We start from the raw sequence: 14,476 nt of genomic DNA on the forward strand, positions 1-14,476 counted from the left end.
TCTCACGCGACATACGAAAGCGTTGCGATCATGCCATTTCAAAAGGCACTGATAAACTGACCGTTAGCGCGATGCCCAACAAGTTCTATCTCACGACTCCGATTTATTACGTCAACGCCCGGCCACACATCGGCCATGCGTATACAACCATTGCCGCTGACACGCTGGCGCGCCGTAAGCGCCTCGAAGGCGCCGACACCTATTTCCTGACCGGAACCGACGAACACGGTCAGAAGATTGGCCGTAGCGCAGCCTCCGCAGGTGTTCCGCCGCAGCAGTTTACGGATGAAGTCTCCGCGACCTTCCGCACGCTGTGGCAGCGCATGGGCATCAGCTACGACCAGTACATTCGCACCACCGACGAGAAGCACAAGCTCGGCGTGCAGAAGCTGTTCCGCGTGCTGTATGAGAAGGGCGCGATCTACCTTGATCGTTACACCGGCGCATACTGCGTCTCCGATGAAGCCTTTGTCGATGTGCCCGTTGGCGATCACTGCCCTGAGTGCGGTCGCGTAACAGAAGAAGTAACGGAAGAGAACTTCTTCTTCCGTCTGTCGGCATATCAGAAGCCGCTGATTGATCTCATCGAATCGAATCAGCTCACCATCACGCCCGAAGCTCGCAAGAACGAAGTTCTGAGCTTCCTGCGCGGCCCCGTGAATAGCGGCGCAGAGACGCTGCTGAGCGATACCGGCATCCCCTACGTACCCGGCGCCGTGAAAGACCTTTCCGTATCGCGCACCAGCTTTGACTGGGGTATTCCTGTTCCCTCGCCCGCTGCGGAAACGACTCAGCAGAAGCATGTGATCTACGTGTGGTTGGATGCACTGGCCAACTACATGACTGCAGTTGGCTATGGCGACGAGAGCGAAGAGGGCGCGGAGATGTTTGCGCGCTACTGGCCTGCCGATCTGCACTTTGTCGGCAAGGAGATTGTCCGCTTCCACTGCGTTTACTGGCCCGCCTTCCTGCTGGCCGCGCAACTGCCACTACCAAAGAAGATCGTTGCGCACGGATGGCTCCTGTTTGAAGAAAGCAAGATGAGCAAGAGCCGCGGCAACATTGTGCGCTCCGAAACAATTCTTGACGCCTTCGGCTCCCTGAAGCCGGAACTGGACAAGAAAGAACAGGACCTGTTCGGTGCGGATGTGTTGCGCTACTTCCTGCTGCGCGAAATTTCGTTCGGACAGGATGGCTCGTTCTCATTCGATGCTCTCGTCGCGCGTTACAACAGCGATCTTGCCAACGGTTACGGCAATCTGGTCAGCCGCACGCTGAGCATGATCGTGCAGAACTTCGATGGCGTGATCCCGGATGCCGCTCTTACAACGGAACTCACATCGGACATCACCACTGCGATTGAAGCCGTGGGACGTGGCCTGGAAGCGCAGGACTTTACCGCAGCCGTACAAGCCACATCTGCCTTGATTGCCGCGACAGATGGCTACCTGACCGCAAACGCACCTTGGAAACTGGCAAAGGATCCGGAACAGCGCGAACGCCTCGCCACAGTACTGCGCACTGCCGCGAAGAGCATCCGCATGGTGACCGCGCTACTGCATCCCGTACTGCCGTATGTCACGGCACGTGTGTGGGAGCAGCTTGGACTTGGCTCCATCGAACGCGCCGCCGAAACGGGCGAACTGCGCGACCTGACACAGGGCGGATTCGCCGCAAACACAAAGCTTGGAACACTCGCGCCCATATTCCCGCGCGCGGAGAAGGAACTAATTACTCGCATGAACGACGCAGAACAGAAGCCCGCAACCACCGACGCCAACGCACCGCAGAACCTGGCTGAAGGCGAACAAAAGCTGACACCGGTCAGCGATGCAACGGCCGCAGCAGAACCAGCAGCCACCGCACCTGCAAAGCCAGACACCGCAGAGATCACCATTGATGACTTTGCGAAAGTCGACCTCCGCGTGGCGCAGATCCTCGTTGCCGAGCGTGTCCCCAAGGCCGACAAGCTACTTCGCCTTGAAGTAGACCTGGGCTATGAGAAGCGCCAGATCCTCGCAGGCATCGCGCAGTATTACGAACCGGAAAAGCTGATCGGCCGCAAGGTCGTTATCGTGGCCAACCTCGCTCCGCGCAAGCTGCGTGGCTTCGAATCGCAGGGCATGGTCGTCGCTGCATCCATCGGCGACGGCACACCGGCACTCGCCAGCTTCATCGAAGACATCGAAATCGGAGCGCGCCTGCGTTGACAGTTACTGGGAGATGGCAAACGTGAAAAGGAATTTCCTAAGAATATGTTCCGCTCTCGCCTTGCTCGGCTGTCTCTTTGCTTACGGCTATACGGCGCTAGCTCTCATCAACCCGGCTGAAGAAACTTCACCAAGTCGTGTTGTTTGTGTCGTCATCTGTGCGTTCTTGACGACGATACTGGCATGCTGCCTCTGGCAGCTGAAACGGACAGTCAAGCGTGAACTTGCTGGGTTGTAACCCGGATCTTCAGTCGACGAAGCGATTGAAGGCCGCATCGATTGAAACATGGATACAAGAACGTGCACATCGTAGATAGCCACGCACATCTCGACTTCAACAGCTACGCCGACGACCTCGACGCGGTACTCGCGCGTTCGCTCGAAGCCGACGTGCGCACCATCCTCTCCGTCGGCATCGGCGATGGCCCGGAGACGATGCATCGTGCACGCGACCTGGCCGTGAAATACAAAGGCAATCCCGCCGTGCCGCGCATCGTTGCGTCAGCGGGTATTCATCCTCAGGAAGCGCAACATGCCAACGATGACGCGTTAAACAAGCTGCGTGCGTTGGCCGCCGATGAAAACGTTGTTGCCATCGGTGAAATCGGTTTGGACTACTACCACATCGAGAACCCTGACATCGACGTCCAGCAGCAGGCGTTTCTTGCGCAGATGGAGATTGCACTCGCGGCAAACAAGCCTATCCTGATCCACTGCCGCACCAGCGAACTCGCCACGCCGCAGGCAAAGGAACGCTTCGGCCCAGCCGATGCGCAGGACGACTTGCTTCGCTTGATTGCAGAAAACTTCGCGAACAAGGGCGGCATGGGCGTAATGCACTGCTTCTCTGGAACGGCGGATGAAGCGCGTCGCGCACTCGATCTTGGCTTCTATCTATCCTTCGCGGGCAACGTGACGTATGCGCGCTTCCCTTCCATCCGTGAAGCGGCAGAGCTTGTGCCCGCCGATCGCTACCTGGTGGAAACCGACGCGCCGTTCCTGGCCCCCATCCCCTATCGCGGTGAACGCAACGAACCCGGACGCACGCGCGTAACGGCGGAGTTTGTCGCCGACTTGCGCAAGATCCCGCTGGAACAGCTTGCAGAAGAGACAACCGCAAACTTCCGTCGCCTCTTCCGCGTAGAATAGCCCGGCAAACGCGCGGCATCTTTCTGCCGCTCTAAATCATCAGCATCTGTAGGATTGCAGCACTGCAAGGAGAACGAACAATGGCAGCCGATAACAGCTTTGACGTCGTCAGCAAAGTGGAAGTACAGGAAGTGAAGAACGCGCTTGACCAGGCCACCAAGGAAGTCAACGCTCGCTTCGACCTGAAGAACTCGAAGTCCACCATGACGCTGGAAGGTAATGACGCCATCCAGCTCGCATCGCAGGACGAGTACACGCTGAAGGCCGTCACAGACATCCTGCAGCAGAAGCTGGTCAAGCGTGGCGTCTCGCTCAAGAACCTGGAGTACGAAAAGATTGAGCCTGCCTCAAACTCCTCCGTCCGCCAGAAGATCAAGCTGAAGCAAGGCATCACGGGCGATGCGGCCAAGAAGATCACCGCAGCCGTGAAGGACAGCAAGCTGAAGGCGCAGGCCTCCATCCAGGGTGACACCGTTCGCGTCACCAGCAAGGACCGCGATGTGTTGCAGCAGATCATCGCCCTGCTGCGCGGCAAGGACTTCGGCGTGGAGCTCCAGTTCACCAACTACCGCTCGAACTAAGCCTTCATACAAGCCATGCCCCGTTCATGACGCAAGTTGTGGACGGGGTTTATCTTTCCTGCGTCCCACTGCACTGCTTTCGCGTCAAAGAACTGTTACAGTTTGAAAAGCGTGAGTCTTCTTCCCAGTGCGACTGCTAAACAGGTCTTTGACCTCGTACGTGACGATCTTGCCGCTGTAGAGCGCGAGTTCAGCCGCCAGTCGCAGTCCGAAGTCGCTGTCATTCAAGACATTGCGGAATATCTGCTGGCAGGCGGCGGCAAACGCATCCGTCCGCTGCTGCTGTTGCTCGCGGCAAAAGCGCTTGGCTTCCAGGGCGAAAGCCGCATCCGTATGGGTGCCGTCGTCGAGATGCTGCACACCGCCACGCTCGTCCACGACGACATCATTGACGAAGCGAAGACTCGCCGCGGTAAAGCCAGCACCAACACCGTGTGGGGCGAAAGCAAGTGCGTCCTCGCAGGCGACTGGCTTTACATGCAGTCCTTCCAGACCGCGCTGGACGAACGCAACTTCCATGTGTTGGACCTGCTCATCGGGCTAACGCAGCAGATGGTGGAAGGCGAACTTCTGCAGATTCAGAAGCTGGGCCACCTCATCAACGAAGAAGAATACTTCGACCTGATCTTCCGCAAGACCGCGATGCTGTTCAAGGTGAGCATGCAGCTTGGCGCTGCTCTCTCCGGAGCCAGCGACGAAGTAGAACAGCAGCTCGGTGAATACGGCCGCAACCTCGGCCTGGCCTTCCAGATCGTGGATGACGTACTCGACATCACCGGTGAAGAAGCCACCATCGGCAAACCCGCCGCCAGCGACCTGCGCGAAGGCAAGGCGACACTCGCCGTCATTCACGCGCTGGAACGTGGCACAGGCGCAGAGCGCGAAGCCATCCGTACCGTACTGGCCGACCGTAACTTCAGCCGTGTGAAGCACGCCACCATTCTGGAAATCCTGAAGCACCACGGATCGCTGGAATACGCCATGGACGCAGCCCGCGCCTATGCTGAAGCAGCTCGCCAGTCCATCGCCGACCTACCCGCCGCCAACTCGGAAGCCGCAAAGGCGCTACGCGCCCTGCAGTGGGTTCCCGGCTACGTCACCGACCGCGATCGCTAAGCTGTCTCTTCCCGCAGAAACTCAGCCCACTTAGGCAATGGCTCAAAGAGCTCAGTTGCCCCGTTTGTCTTCACAGCCACAAGCGCATATCCGGGCGTATCTGAGTTGTCGTACAAACTCGCATCATCCGCCAGTTCAAATGCTGTTTGCATGTGGCGCATACTGCGCTCGAACCGTCGGCGTTGATCTTCTTCTGGTACATCGTGGCCGCCCTTGATTACACGGTTACGAACACGCACCAGATTGATCTCAACACTTTGCGTTCCGACAAAAAGAAATACCATGTGATATCCAGCAGCCTTTGCACGCTGCATCATGCGGATATAAGTGTTGCCTGAAAGTGTCGTTTCTACAACAAAACTGCGACCTTCCGTCAACAGTTGATCCGCCAGCGTAAGAACGGCACGCCCTGCATCAATAGCGGAACCGGCACTTCCCGACGCGTTCAAAGACTTTGCAACAGCATCTGGATCAAGAACCGGGAACGTCTGAAATGTCTCACGATTCCATTTCGTCAGCGTACTTTTACCGCTGCCATTCGGACCAGCAACCACTGTAAGAGTAGGCACTAGCTCGCCTTTGCGCGCGCGGCAGAAGGCTTGCTCTCCTCATGACGCAGCTTCCGTTCGGCCTGTTTCCATTCGAGGATTTTCTCCTCAATGACAACACCCGCACGAGCGTGCTCGGCCAATCCCTCGGCGTATTTGCGGAAATTACTTTCCATGAACACAAGTCTACTCCTGGATGCGATTACGCAGAATATTTACAGCACCTTGCCGCTGGCGTCTGCGAACACCGCATCCTTTGCTGCTCTGCTCCATCCCACACGCACATCCTTCGCATGACGGAAGTCAAACGCACTCGGCGAAGTGGGTGCGGTAATGGCGAAGAAATCTGCCCTGTCCACGTCCTCCAACACGAAGGACGGACGCGCGTCTGCCTTCACAGGCGCAATCTCCACATGGCTCAGCTCCACGTTGCGCACGTGGCGCAGGAAGAAGCCCTGCGCAGGCATGGGGCCAAACATCTCCGGATCGGGATACTTCGCAATCTCCTCTGGAGGCACCAGCTTCGCCTTATCGGCCGTAGCACCGCCCTGATGCTGCATATAGAAGTTGCTGATCTTCACATCGCGAATAGGAAAGTCAGGAATCCCCGAGAGGATGTTGCACAGGTTCGAAGTCGAGTTGTAACTGGTAATGTTGTTCACCACAATGCGCTGCAACGTTCCCGGCTTGGTCTCCGGCTTCGGCCCGCGCAGACGTGCTCCCAGGCGGAAGAAAATTGGCCCGGCAAACAGATCGCGCATGGTGATGTTGGAGATGGCAATGTCCTCGCACAATGCGCCATCCTCGCTCTCAAGACAAAGGCTATGGCAGCCGTCAAACACGCAGTTAGTGATGGTGATGTTTTTGAACCCACCGTTGGATTCCGTCCCGCACTTGATGCGTCCCGTCCGATAGGTCTGCGGCGCATCTGCCGCGAAGTGTTTGTACGTGCCATCCAGCACCGTTCCCAGCATGTAGTCGCCCGTCACCGTGCAGCCGGTAATGGTGACGTTCTCCGTCGCACGCGCATATCCCAGTGCATAACTCGACTTGGGACAGATGCCGTCATCCCACGGCGAATTCACGGTGCAGTTCGAGACGTGCACGTTCTTGCAGCAGTCAATGTCGATGCCATCGCGATCCGTGTCGATCAGCAAACCATCAATCACGAGATTGTCGACACCCGTAAGCAGGAATCCGAAGTGGCCGCCCTTCAACAAACGAAACTCGCGAAAGGTCACATTGCGGCAGTTCTTCATCGCAATCGCCTTGTTACCTACGCCGGCCTGCTCCGCCTTGTACATGGGATAGTCGCCACGAGGAGCGCGATTAGCCCCGAAGGATAGGCCTTTGCCATAAATCAAGCCAGGCCCGGTAATGGAGACATTCTCGATGCCCTCGCCCCAGATCAGCGAGTTGTGCCAATGGTTGTGGCCGAAATCTTGAAACGGTTCAATCGCAGGATTCTGTGGTTCTGCAGCGTCATACACGCCACCCATCTGCCCAGTAGTTTCGCCGGGCTTGGGCGACTCCGCCGCCAGAATCACCGCTCCCTGCGACAGGTAGAGATGAACATTGCTCTTCAGCCGAATGGAGAACGTAAGATACGTTCCCGCCGGGAAGACCACCGTACCGCCGCCTGCCTTGTTCGCCGCTTCAATCGCTGCGTTAATGCCGTTGGTATCCAACTGCTTTCCAGTTCCCGAGGCCCCATACTGGCGCACATCGAAAAAGGCAGGCGTTGACGGCGTGGATGCTCCCGTCACCTGCGCCGAAGTAACGGACGGCACAAATGCAGCAAGAGCAAGCGGCGAGAATTTCAGGAGATCGCGACGGGCAGGATTCATGGCGAATGAATCCTATCAAAACGCTTCGCTACTCTTCATCATTTCGCAAACGCACACAAAGAAAACGGGTGCCTGTGATCACAGGCACCCGTTTCAGCGTTCTTGATCACTACTGCTTCGAAGGTTCCGGAGCTTCGGTGTTGATGCCAACCTCTGCGAATGCCTTCTTCGCATCCTTGGCCTTCAACGCGCCATCACGCACCAACTTGGAGATGGTTGCGGCGACAATCGCCTTCGCATCCACTTCAAAGAACTCGCGCAGATGTTCGCGGTTATCGCTGCGTCCAAAGCCATCCGTGCCCAGCGTGACCAGCCGCTTGCCCAACCACGGCGACAGCGCATCTGGCATCACCTTCATCCAATCGCTGGCTGCAACGATCGGTCCCTGCGCATCACCAAGAGCGGTGACCAGGTACGGAGTCTTCTCCGCTTCAAACGGATGCAGACGGTTCCAGCGCTCAACGGCAAGTGCGTCGCGGCGCAGTTCGGTATAGCTCGGCACGCTCCACACATCCGCTTCAATGCCAAACTTGCTGGAGAGAATCTCCTGCGCCTTCAACACTTCATTCAGGATGGTGCCCGAACCAAAGAGCTGCACCGTCGCCTTGCCCTTCAGAGCAGACTTGAAGCGATACAGTCCCTTCAGAATGCCTTCGCGAACGTTGTCGCCCTGCGGCATTTCCGGGTGAACATAATCCTCGTTGTACATGGTGACGTAGTAGAAGATCTGCTCGTCGTCCACGTACATGCGCTTCATGCCGTCCTGCAGAATCACAGCCATTTCGTAGGCAAACGCCGGATCATAGCTGATGCAGGTGGGAATGGTGCTGCTGATCACGTGCGAGTGGCCATCCTGATGCTGCAGACCTTCGCCCAGCATCGTCGTACGTCCCGCCGTGCCGCCCATCAGGAAGCCCTTGCCTCGCGAATCCGCAAACGCCCACGCCATGTCGCCAATGCGCTGGAAGCCGAACATGGAGTAGTACATGTAGAACGGGATCGACGGCACACCGTAGTTGGCATAGGCCGTTCCGGCAGCGGTGAAGCTGGCCATGGAGCCTGCTTCCGTAATGCCCTCTTCCAGAATCTGTCCGTCCTTCTCTTCGCGATACGAGAGAAGCATGTCGCTATCGTGCGGTGTGTACTTCTGGCCTTCGCTGGCGTAGATACCCACCTGCTTCACAGCCGATTCCATACCGAAGGTACGGCCCTCATCCGGAACGATGGGGACAACCAGACGGCCGATGTTCTTGTCCTTCATCAGCGCGCGCAGGATGGCAACGAAAACCATCGTGGTGGAAACAGCGCGTCCCTTCGATCCGCCGAGCCATTCCTTGTAGAAGTCGATCTCAGGATTCGTGAAGCTGAACGGCTTCCATCCGCGTGTGGGCACATAGCCGCCCAGACTCGCACGACGCTCCTGCAGATACTTCAACTCCGGCGCGTCGTCCGACGGCTTCCACGGTTTACCCGCAGCAGCCTGTTCATCTGGCACGGGGATATCGAAGCGCTGCTTGAATGCGATCACGCCTTCGTCGGTCAGCTTCTTCTCATTGTGCGCAGCGTTGCGGCCTTCCGTGCTGGCAAAACCGTAGCCCTTCACTGTCTTGGCGAGAATGACCGTCGGTCCGCCCTTATGCTCCACTGCGCGCTTGTAGGCGTTATAGACCTTCTGCGTATCGTGACCGCCGCGGTGCAGCTTGGAAAGCTGCTCGTCCGTGTAGTCCTTCACCAGCTCCAGAAGCTGCGGATACTTGCCGAAGAAGTGCTCGCGGAGATACGCGCCGCCCTTCGCCTTGTACGCCTGGAAGTCGCCATCCACGCACTCTTCCATGCGCTTCAGCAACAGGCCCGTGTGGTCACGCTCAAACAGCGCATCCCAATCCGTGCCCCACACTACCTTGATCACGTTCCAACCACAACCGCGGAAGTGACCTTCCAGCTCGTCAATGATGCGCTTGTTACCACGCACCGGACCATCAAGACGCTGCAGGTTGCAGTTGACCACAAAGATCAGGTTGTCCAGATTCTCACGCGTTGCCAGAGTAATCGCACCAAGCGTATCGACTTCATCCGACTCGCCATCGCCCACAAACGCCCAGACCTTGCGGTCGGTATGCGGAATCAGGTTGCGGTTCTCCAGATACTTCATGAAACGCGCCTGATAGATCGCGTTTAGAGGACCAATGCCCATGGAGACCGTCGGGAACTGCCAGAAATCCTTCATCAGCCACGGATGCGGATAGCTCGACAGGCCGGGATGATCGCGCAGTTCGTGACGGAAGTTGAGCAGATGCTCTTCCTTCAAACGGCCTTCGAGAAACGCACGAGCGTAGACACCAGGCGAAGCGTGGCCCTGGAAATAAACGAAGTCGCCGGGCTGTTCCGTGCCGTCTGCGGCAGTGTACTTCGCATGGAAGAAGTGGTTGAAACCCACTTCAAACAGCGTGGCTACCGACGAATATGTAGAGATGTGACCACCGATGCCTGCGTCCTTCTTGTTCTGGCCGTGAACCATGGCCATGGCATTCCAGCGGATCAGCGATTCCACGCGGCGTTCCATATCGCGGTCGCCGGGATACGGAATCTCATCATGCTTGGGGATGGTGTTCTTATACGGCGTGGTCAGCTCAATGCCCGCCGTAACGCCCGCCTCGCGTGCTCGCTGACGCAAAGCCGTCATCAGCTCCGCACCCTGCTCTGCGCCTTCGGCGACGATCATCTCGTCAAACGCTTCAATCCACTCTGCAATTTCCTGCTGCCGATCGTTCAAGGCGCTTGCCGGGGGCACTGCTACATTGGTCGCCATCGCTGCTCCAGATTTGTGTCGATACGTGACAGAAACGAACGTGCTGAAACGACTCAGCACGCACATTTCAAACCTCAGCCATTATAAGTGCGGAGAAGAAAAGATATAAGCAAAACGAATCGGTCGACTAGGTCGAATAATCCGCGTTGATATGCACGTACTCCACCGTAAGGTCGCACGTCAGAAAACGAGAACGCCCCGGCCCACCGCCAACGCTCACGGCAATGGTGTACTCGCGCTGCTTCATCTTTTCGTGGACGGCAGCTTCGTCATATCCCGCAGCACGCACACCACGATCGAAAACTTTAACGCCACCAATCGTCACCGTCGTCTCTTCTGGCGAGAACGGCACACCGGCGTAGCCTGCGGCGGCAATGATGCGTCCCCAGTTCGGGTCGGCGCTGGACCACGCTGTCTTACATAGAGGCGAATGCGCGATGGACTTTGCGATGGTTTTCGCGTCCGCATCGTTCGCGGTACCGCTGATTTCCAGCGTAACGACGTGGGTCACACCTTCGCCGTCATCAATGATGGCGTGTGCCAGTTCGTTGCAAACCTGCTGCAGCGCGTCACAGAAATCGTCCTGGAAACTACGCGGCACATCGCTCCACTTCACACCGCTGGCACCGCTGGCCAGCAGCAGCACCGTGTCGTTGGTCGACGTATCGCCGTCCACGCTGATCGAGTTAAAGCTGGCTTCTACACGTCCCTGCAGCAGTTCACGCAGGATGGCAGGCTCTGCAGCGATGTCGGTAAACAGGTAAACCAACATGGTCGCGTGCGGCGGCCCAAGTTGCGGCCCGATCATGCCCGCGCCTTTGCAGCATCCGAAGATGCGCACAGAGGTCTCCGCCGCTTCCACTGTCGCCTGCGACACCTTCATCTTGGTATCGGTCGTCATGATGGCGGTGGCAAAATCTTCTGCTGCCTTGTTGCTGTTTGAGAGGCGTTCCGCCGCATGTGGCAATGCACTCGTCAGCTTTTCAACCGGCAAAGGCACCCCGATAATGCCAGTCGAAGACGGGATAACCTCTTCGGCTGTGCAACCGAACAGTTCGGCAGCCCTGCGGCAGGTTTCTTCCGCAACGGCAATGCCAGGAGCACCCGTTGCGCAGTTGGCATTCCCCGCATTCACAATCACGGCCTTCACCCGGCCCTGCGTCGCGGCCATGTGTTTCCGGCCCACCGTTACCGGTGCGGCGACGACCTGATTGTCCGTAAACATCACCGCGGCAGACGCCATACGATCTGCCACAGCCACTGCCACATCGGTCCGACCGCTGGCCTTAATACCCGCCTTCACAGCCGCCCAGCGGAATCCGCGCGGCAATTCTTTTCTTAATGATGCCAACTACTTACACCCCATTCCTGAAACAAATACTTTTGATTTACCAGCCGGTGTGGTCCACGCGAACAGTAGCTCCAACGCGGGCACTCTCATATGCCAGATCGATCATGCGAGCCGTCCGGACAGCGCAACGTGCCGTCACTTCCGGTGCCGCCAAACCCAGCAGCGAATCCGCTACATTCTGATAGAAACCGCGATAGTCACCGGGCAAGGTGGGGATCGTTTCCCACTCCAACTCGTTCGGTTTCTGCGTGTTCGGGCAGTAGGTCAGAACTCCGTAGCGATCCTCCGGCTCCTGCAACCAGACTTCCTCGGCTCCCTGCCGAGGAGGCAGATGACCAGACAGGATCGTCGGCTCCTGGGGATCCAGGCCGTTTTTCACGTAGGTGCCACCCGTGCCGTTCAGCCGGTAACGCGGCGCCGGATCCGCAGCCAATACAGTTGTGCCTAACTTCACGGTGATCTTGCGGTCTTCCCTACCCGTATCGAAGACCAGCGTCAGATCAAAACCATCGGGAACCTTCCCCACATTGCGGTCGGTGCGGATATTCGCCGTCAGAGTGGACGGACGCCCGAAAAGCGTCAGCGCCTGGTCAATCAGGTGCGGCCCAATGTCATAAAGCTGTCCGCCGCCCGCATTCTCTTCCTCGCGCCAAGCGTTCGGTTTCGGCTCAGGACGATAGCGATCAAACCGCGATTCCAGCATCACAACGCGGCCCACGCGACCATCGCGAATGATGCCCTGCAATGTCTGGAAATCACCATCCCAGCGGCGATTGTGGAACGGAAACAGCAGCAGCCCCTTCTGATGGGCAATCTTCTCCAGTTCCTCAGCCTGCGCCGTCGTCGTGGTCATGGGCTTATCGCAAACCACGTTTTTGCCCGCCAACAGCGCTTGTTTCGTCATCGGATAGTGGCTAATGGTTGGAGTCCCCAGCACCACCAACTCCACATCGCTCTGCAGAAGCTCTTCAAAGCTGCGAAGCTGTTCTGCCTGCGGAAAGGCACGCTTTGCCTCGTCGCCGGAACGCTGGACAATATAAGCCAGTTCCAGTTCAGGAATAGCGTCTACAAAGGGCGCGTGAAAGACGCGTCCTGCCAATCCAAACCCCACAACTCCCGTGCGAATGCGGCGCAATTCTCCAGTTCCCCCTGTTCGCAGCCTGTTCCAGTGCGCGAATCAACAGGATAGAACCAAGTGGTAAATTGCGGAGAAAAGAATCTGCACAGAATTTGTTGCAGACAGGCAACATTTTCTGCATCGGAGGATGGGGTTGCCTGCATCTGAAGTAGGAAACCGAAGCATGGCCGACGCCCGGCCACTGACCCGAGAGTCAGTGGAGACGTGGAACCGAGCCGCTTGGGTCGCAATGGAGCGTATGACGCAACACGATCGAGCCTCAGGCTTACACTGCCTCCCGCGGCGCTGGACACTGTCCGCGGCGGCTGTTCTTTCGCTGATGCTGCCGCTCGGTGCCGCTGCCCAGATGGGAGCGAGCACGCAACCGGGCAGCACCGACCACACCGCGACCGGCGTCACCACGGTTGAGGGCGCAGAGCAGGTTTTCAGCTCTGTCCCGCAAGCGGCAGGCAGCACGCAGGTCACACAACAAGATTTCAAGGGTTCCGTCGTCGAGGGCAAAGCCACCGATGGCGTGCTGGAACTGACGTTGGATGATGCAATCCAGCGCGGCTTTCGCACGAACCTGGGCCTCATCCTTCAGGGTGCACAGACGCAGACTGTAAATGGTCAAAAGCTGCAGGCGTTGCAGGCCCTGTTGCCCACGGTTACTGGCTCGGCTTCCTACACGGTGGAGCAGGTGAATCTGGCAGCTTACGGTCTCAGCTTCCCCGGTCTCAACCCCATCATCGGCCCCTTCCAGGTTTTTGATTTCCGCGCGTATCTTTCGCAATCGCTGGTGAATGTCAGCAGCATCCAGAAGTACATTGCTGCGAAGCATAACTTTCAGGGCGCGAAGCTCACCGCGGAAGACGCACGCAACATGGTGGTGCTGACCATCGGCAATGCCTACCTTCTCTGCATTGCAGATCAGGCACGCATTGATGCAGCTATCGCAGAGCGCGCGAACGCAAAGGTATCTCTCGATCAGGCCACCGCAGCACATGAAGCCGGCACCAGCCCCAAGCTGGACGTACTCCGCGCCCGTGTGGACTATCAGAATGCTGACCAGCAGGTGATCCAGACGCAGAACAATCTGGAGAAGGACAAGCTGAACCTGGCTCGTGCCATTGGCCTTCCGCTGGATCAGAAGTTCCACATCGCCGATGCGGCTCCCTTCTCTGCTGCAACGCCCACCACACCCGAACAGGCGTTTGCTGATGCACAGAAGAACCGCAAGGATCTGCAGGCATCAGCAGAACGTATCAAGGGTGCGCAATCGCAGAAGTCCGCGGCAAAGGCAGAGTATTACCCGACTGTTGATTTCAACGGCGACTTCGGCGATCTCGGCACAACACCTGCTCACTCGCACGGCACCTACACCGCAACCGGCCAGGTCTCTGTGCCTATCCTGCAGATTGCACGCACGCAGGGCGACATTCAGGTGGCAGACGCCAACCTGAAGACGGCGCAGGCTCGTTATTCCGATCAGGTGCAGCAGGTAAACGCGGATGTTCGTGATGCCCTGCTGGACATTGAGGCTGCAGAAAAGCTGGTAGAAGCCACCAAGTCCAACGTGGATCTGGCGAACGAAGCACTGAGCGAAGCACAGCAGCGCTTCCGTGCTGGTGTGGCCGATAACCTTGCCGTTTCCGATGCGCAGTCGCAGACCGAACAGGCGAACAACCAGTACATTAGCGCGCTGTATCAGCACAACATTGCAAAGCTTTCATTGGCGCGCGCCGTCG

Annotated in this window: 11 protein-coding genes; 5 read left to right on the plus strand and 6 right to left on the minus strand. The window is 57.8% G+C overall.

Annotated elements, in window-relative coordinates:
- The first annotated feature begins 71 nt into the window (after positions 1 to 71).
- From metG to JAO32_RS04720, 4 genes are all read left to right on the plus strand, one after another.
- On the plus strand, positions 72 to 2,210 hold the full coding sequence (metG, locus tag JAO32_RS04705) for a methionine--tRNA ligase (protein WP_334237998.1): 2,139 nt from the start codon (positions 72 to 74) through the stop codon (positions 2,208 to 2,210).
- Between the two features lie 300 nt (positions 2,211 to 2,510).
- Positions 2,511 to 3,359: a TatD family hydrolase gene (locus JAO32_RS04710; protein WP_334238000.1), complete on the plus strand. Its 849-nt coding sequence runs from the start codon at positions 2,511 to 2,513 to the stop codon at positions 3,357 to 3,359.
- Positions 3,360 to 3,439: 80 nt separating this feature from the next.
- Positions 3,440 to 3,940: a YajQ family cyclic di-GMP-binding protein gene (locus JAO32_RS04715; protein ID WP_334238002.1), complete on the plus strand. Its 501-nt coding sequence runs from the start codon at positions 3,440 to 3,442 to the stop codon at positions 3,938 to 3,940.
- A 111-nt stretch (positions 3,941 to 4,051) separates the two neighbouring features.
- Positions 4,052 to 5,056, plus strand: coding sequence for a polyprenyl synthetase family protein (locus JAO32_RS04720; RefSeq protein WP_334238004.1), 1,005 nt, complete (start codon positions 4,052 to 4,054; stop codon positions 5,054 to 5,056).
- Here the strand turns inward: JAO32_RS04720 and JAO32_RS04725 are convergent.
- The 6 genes from JAO32_RS04725 to JAO32_RS04750 form a co-directional block, all read right to left on the minus strand.
- Positions 5,053 to 5,625: a zeta toxin family protein gene (locus JAO32_RS04725; protein ID WP_334238006.1), complete on the minus strand. Its 573-nt coding sequence runs from the start codon at positions 5,623 to 5,625 to the stop codon at positions 5,053 to 5,055. The genes JAO32_RS04720 and JAO32_RS04725 overlap by 4 nt on opposite strands.
- Positions 5,625 to 5,780, minus strand: a complete 156-nt coding sequence (locus JAO32_RS04730; RefSeq protein ID WP_334238008.1) for a hypothetical protein — start codon at positions 5,778 to 5,780, stop codon at positions 5,625 to 5,627. Before JAO32_RS04730 ends, JAO32_RS04725 begins: the two co-directional genes overlap by 1 nt.
- 39 nt (positions 5,781 to 5,819) lie before the next feature.
- Positions 5,820 to 7,451: a rhamnogalacturonidase gene (locus JAO32_RS04735; RefSeq protein WP_334238010.1), complete on the minus strand. Its 1,632-nt coding sequence runs from the start codon at positions 7,449 to 7,451 to the stop codon at positions 5,820 to 5,822.
- 109 nt (positions 7,452 to 7,560) lie between these two features.
- Positions 7,561 to 10,260, minus strand: coding sequence for a pyruvate dehydrogenase (acetyl-transferring), homodimeric type (gene aceE, locus JAO32_RS04740; protein ID WP_334238012.1), 2,700 nt, complete (start codon positions 10,258 to 10,260; stop codon positions 7,561 to 7,563).
- Positions 10,261 to 10,387: 127 nt separating this feature from the next.
- Positions 10,388 to 11,611, minus strand: coding sequence for a bifunctional glutamate N-acetyltransferase/amino-acid acetyltransferase ArgJ (argJ, locus tag JAO32_RS04745; RefSeq protein WP_334238014.1), 1,224 nt, complete (start codon positions 11,609 to 11,611; stop codon positions 10,388 to 10,390).
- Positions 11,612 to 11,648: 37 nt separating this feature from the next.
- Positions 11,649 to 12,746: a Gfo/Idh/MocA family oxidoreductase gene (locus JAO32_RS04750; RefSeq protein ID WP_334238016.1), complete on the minus strand. Its 1,098-nt coding sequence runs from the start codon at positions 12,744 to 12,746 to the stop codon at positions 11,649 to 11,651.
- 166 nt (positions 12,747 to 12,912) lie between these two features.
- Between JAO32_RS04750 and JAO32_RS04755 the strand changes: the two genes are divergently transcribed.
- Positions 12,913 to 14,476: TolC family protein (locus JAO32_RS04755; protein ID WP_334238018.1), on the plus strand; the 1,564-nt coding region annotated here is incomplete at its 3' end.

The organism is Terriglobus sp. ADX1 (assembly GCF_036877645.1).
In the GTDB taxonomy this organism is placed as follows: Bacteria; Acidobacteriota; Terriglobia; order Terriglobales; family Acidobacteriaceae; genus Terriglobus.

Excerpts from the sequence above, each read along its gene's own strand:
- metG (WP_334237998.1), top strand. The coding sequence starts at position 72 with ATGCCCAACAAGTTCTATCTCACGACTCCGATTTATTACGTCAACGCC.
- JAO32_RS04715 (WP_334238002.1), top strand. The coding sequence starts at position 3,440 with ATGGCAGCCGATAACAGCTTTGACGTCGTCAGCAAAGTGGAAGTACAG.
- JAO32_RS04730 (WP_334238008.1), bottom strand. The coding sequence starts at position 5,780 with ATGGAAAGTAATTTCCGCAAATACGCCGAGGGATTGGCCGAGCACGCT.
- JAO32_RS04735 (WP_334238010.1), bottom strand. The coding sequence starts at position 7,451 with ATGAATCCTGCCCGTCGCGATCTCCTGAAATTCTCGCCGCTTGCTCTT.
- aceE (WP_334238012.1), bottom strand. The coding sequence starts at position 10,260 with ATGGCGACCAATGTAGCAGTGCCCCCGGCAAGCGCCTTGAACGATCGG.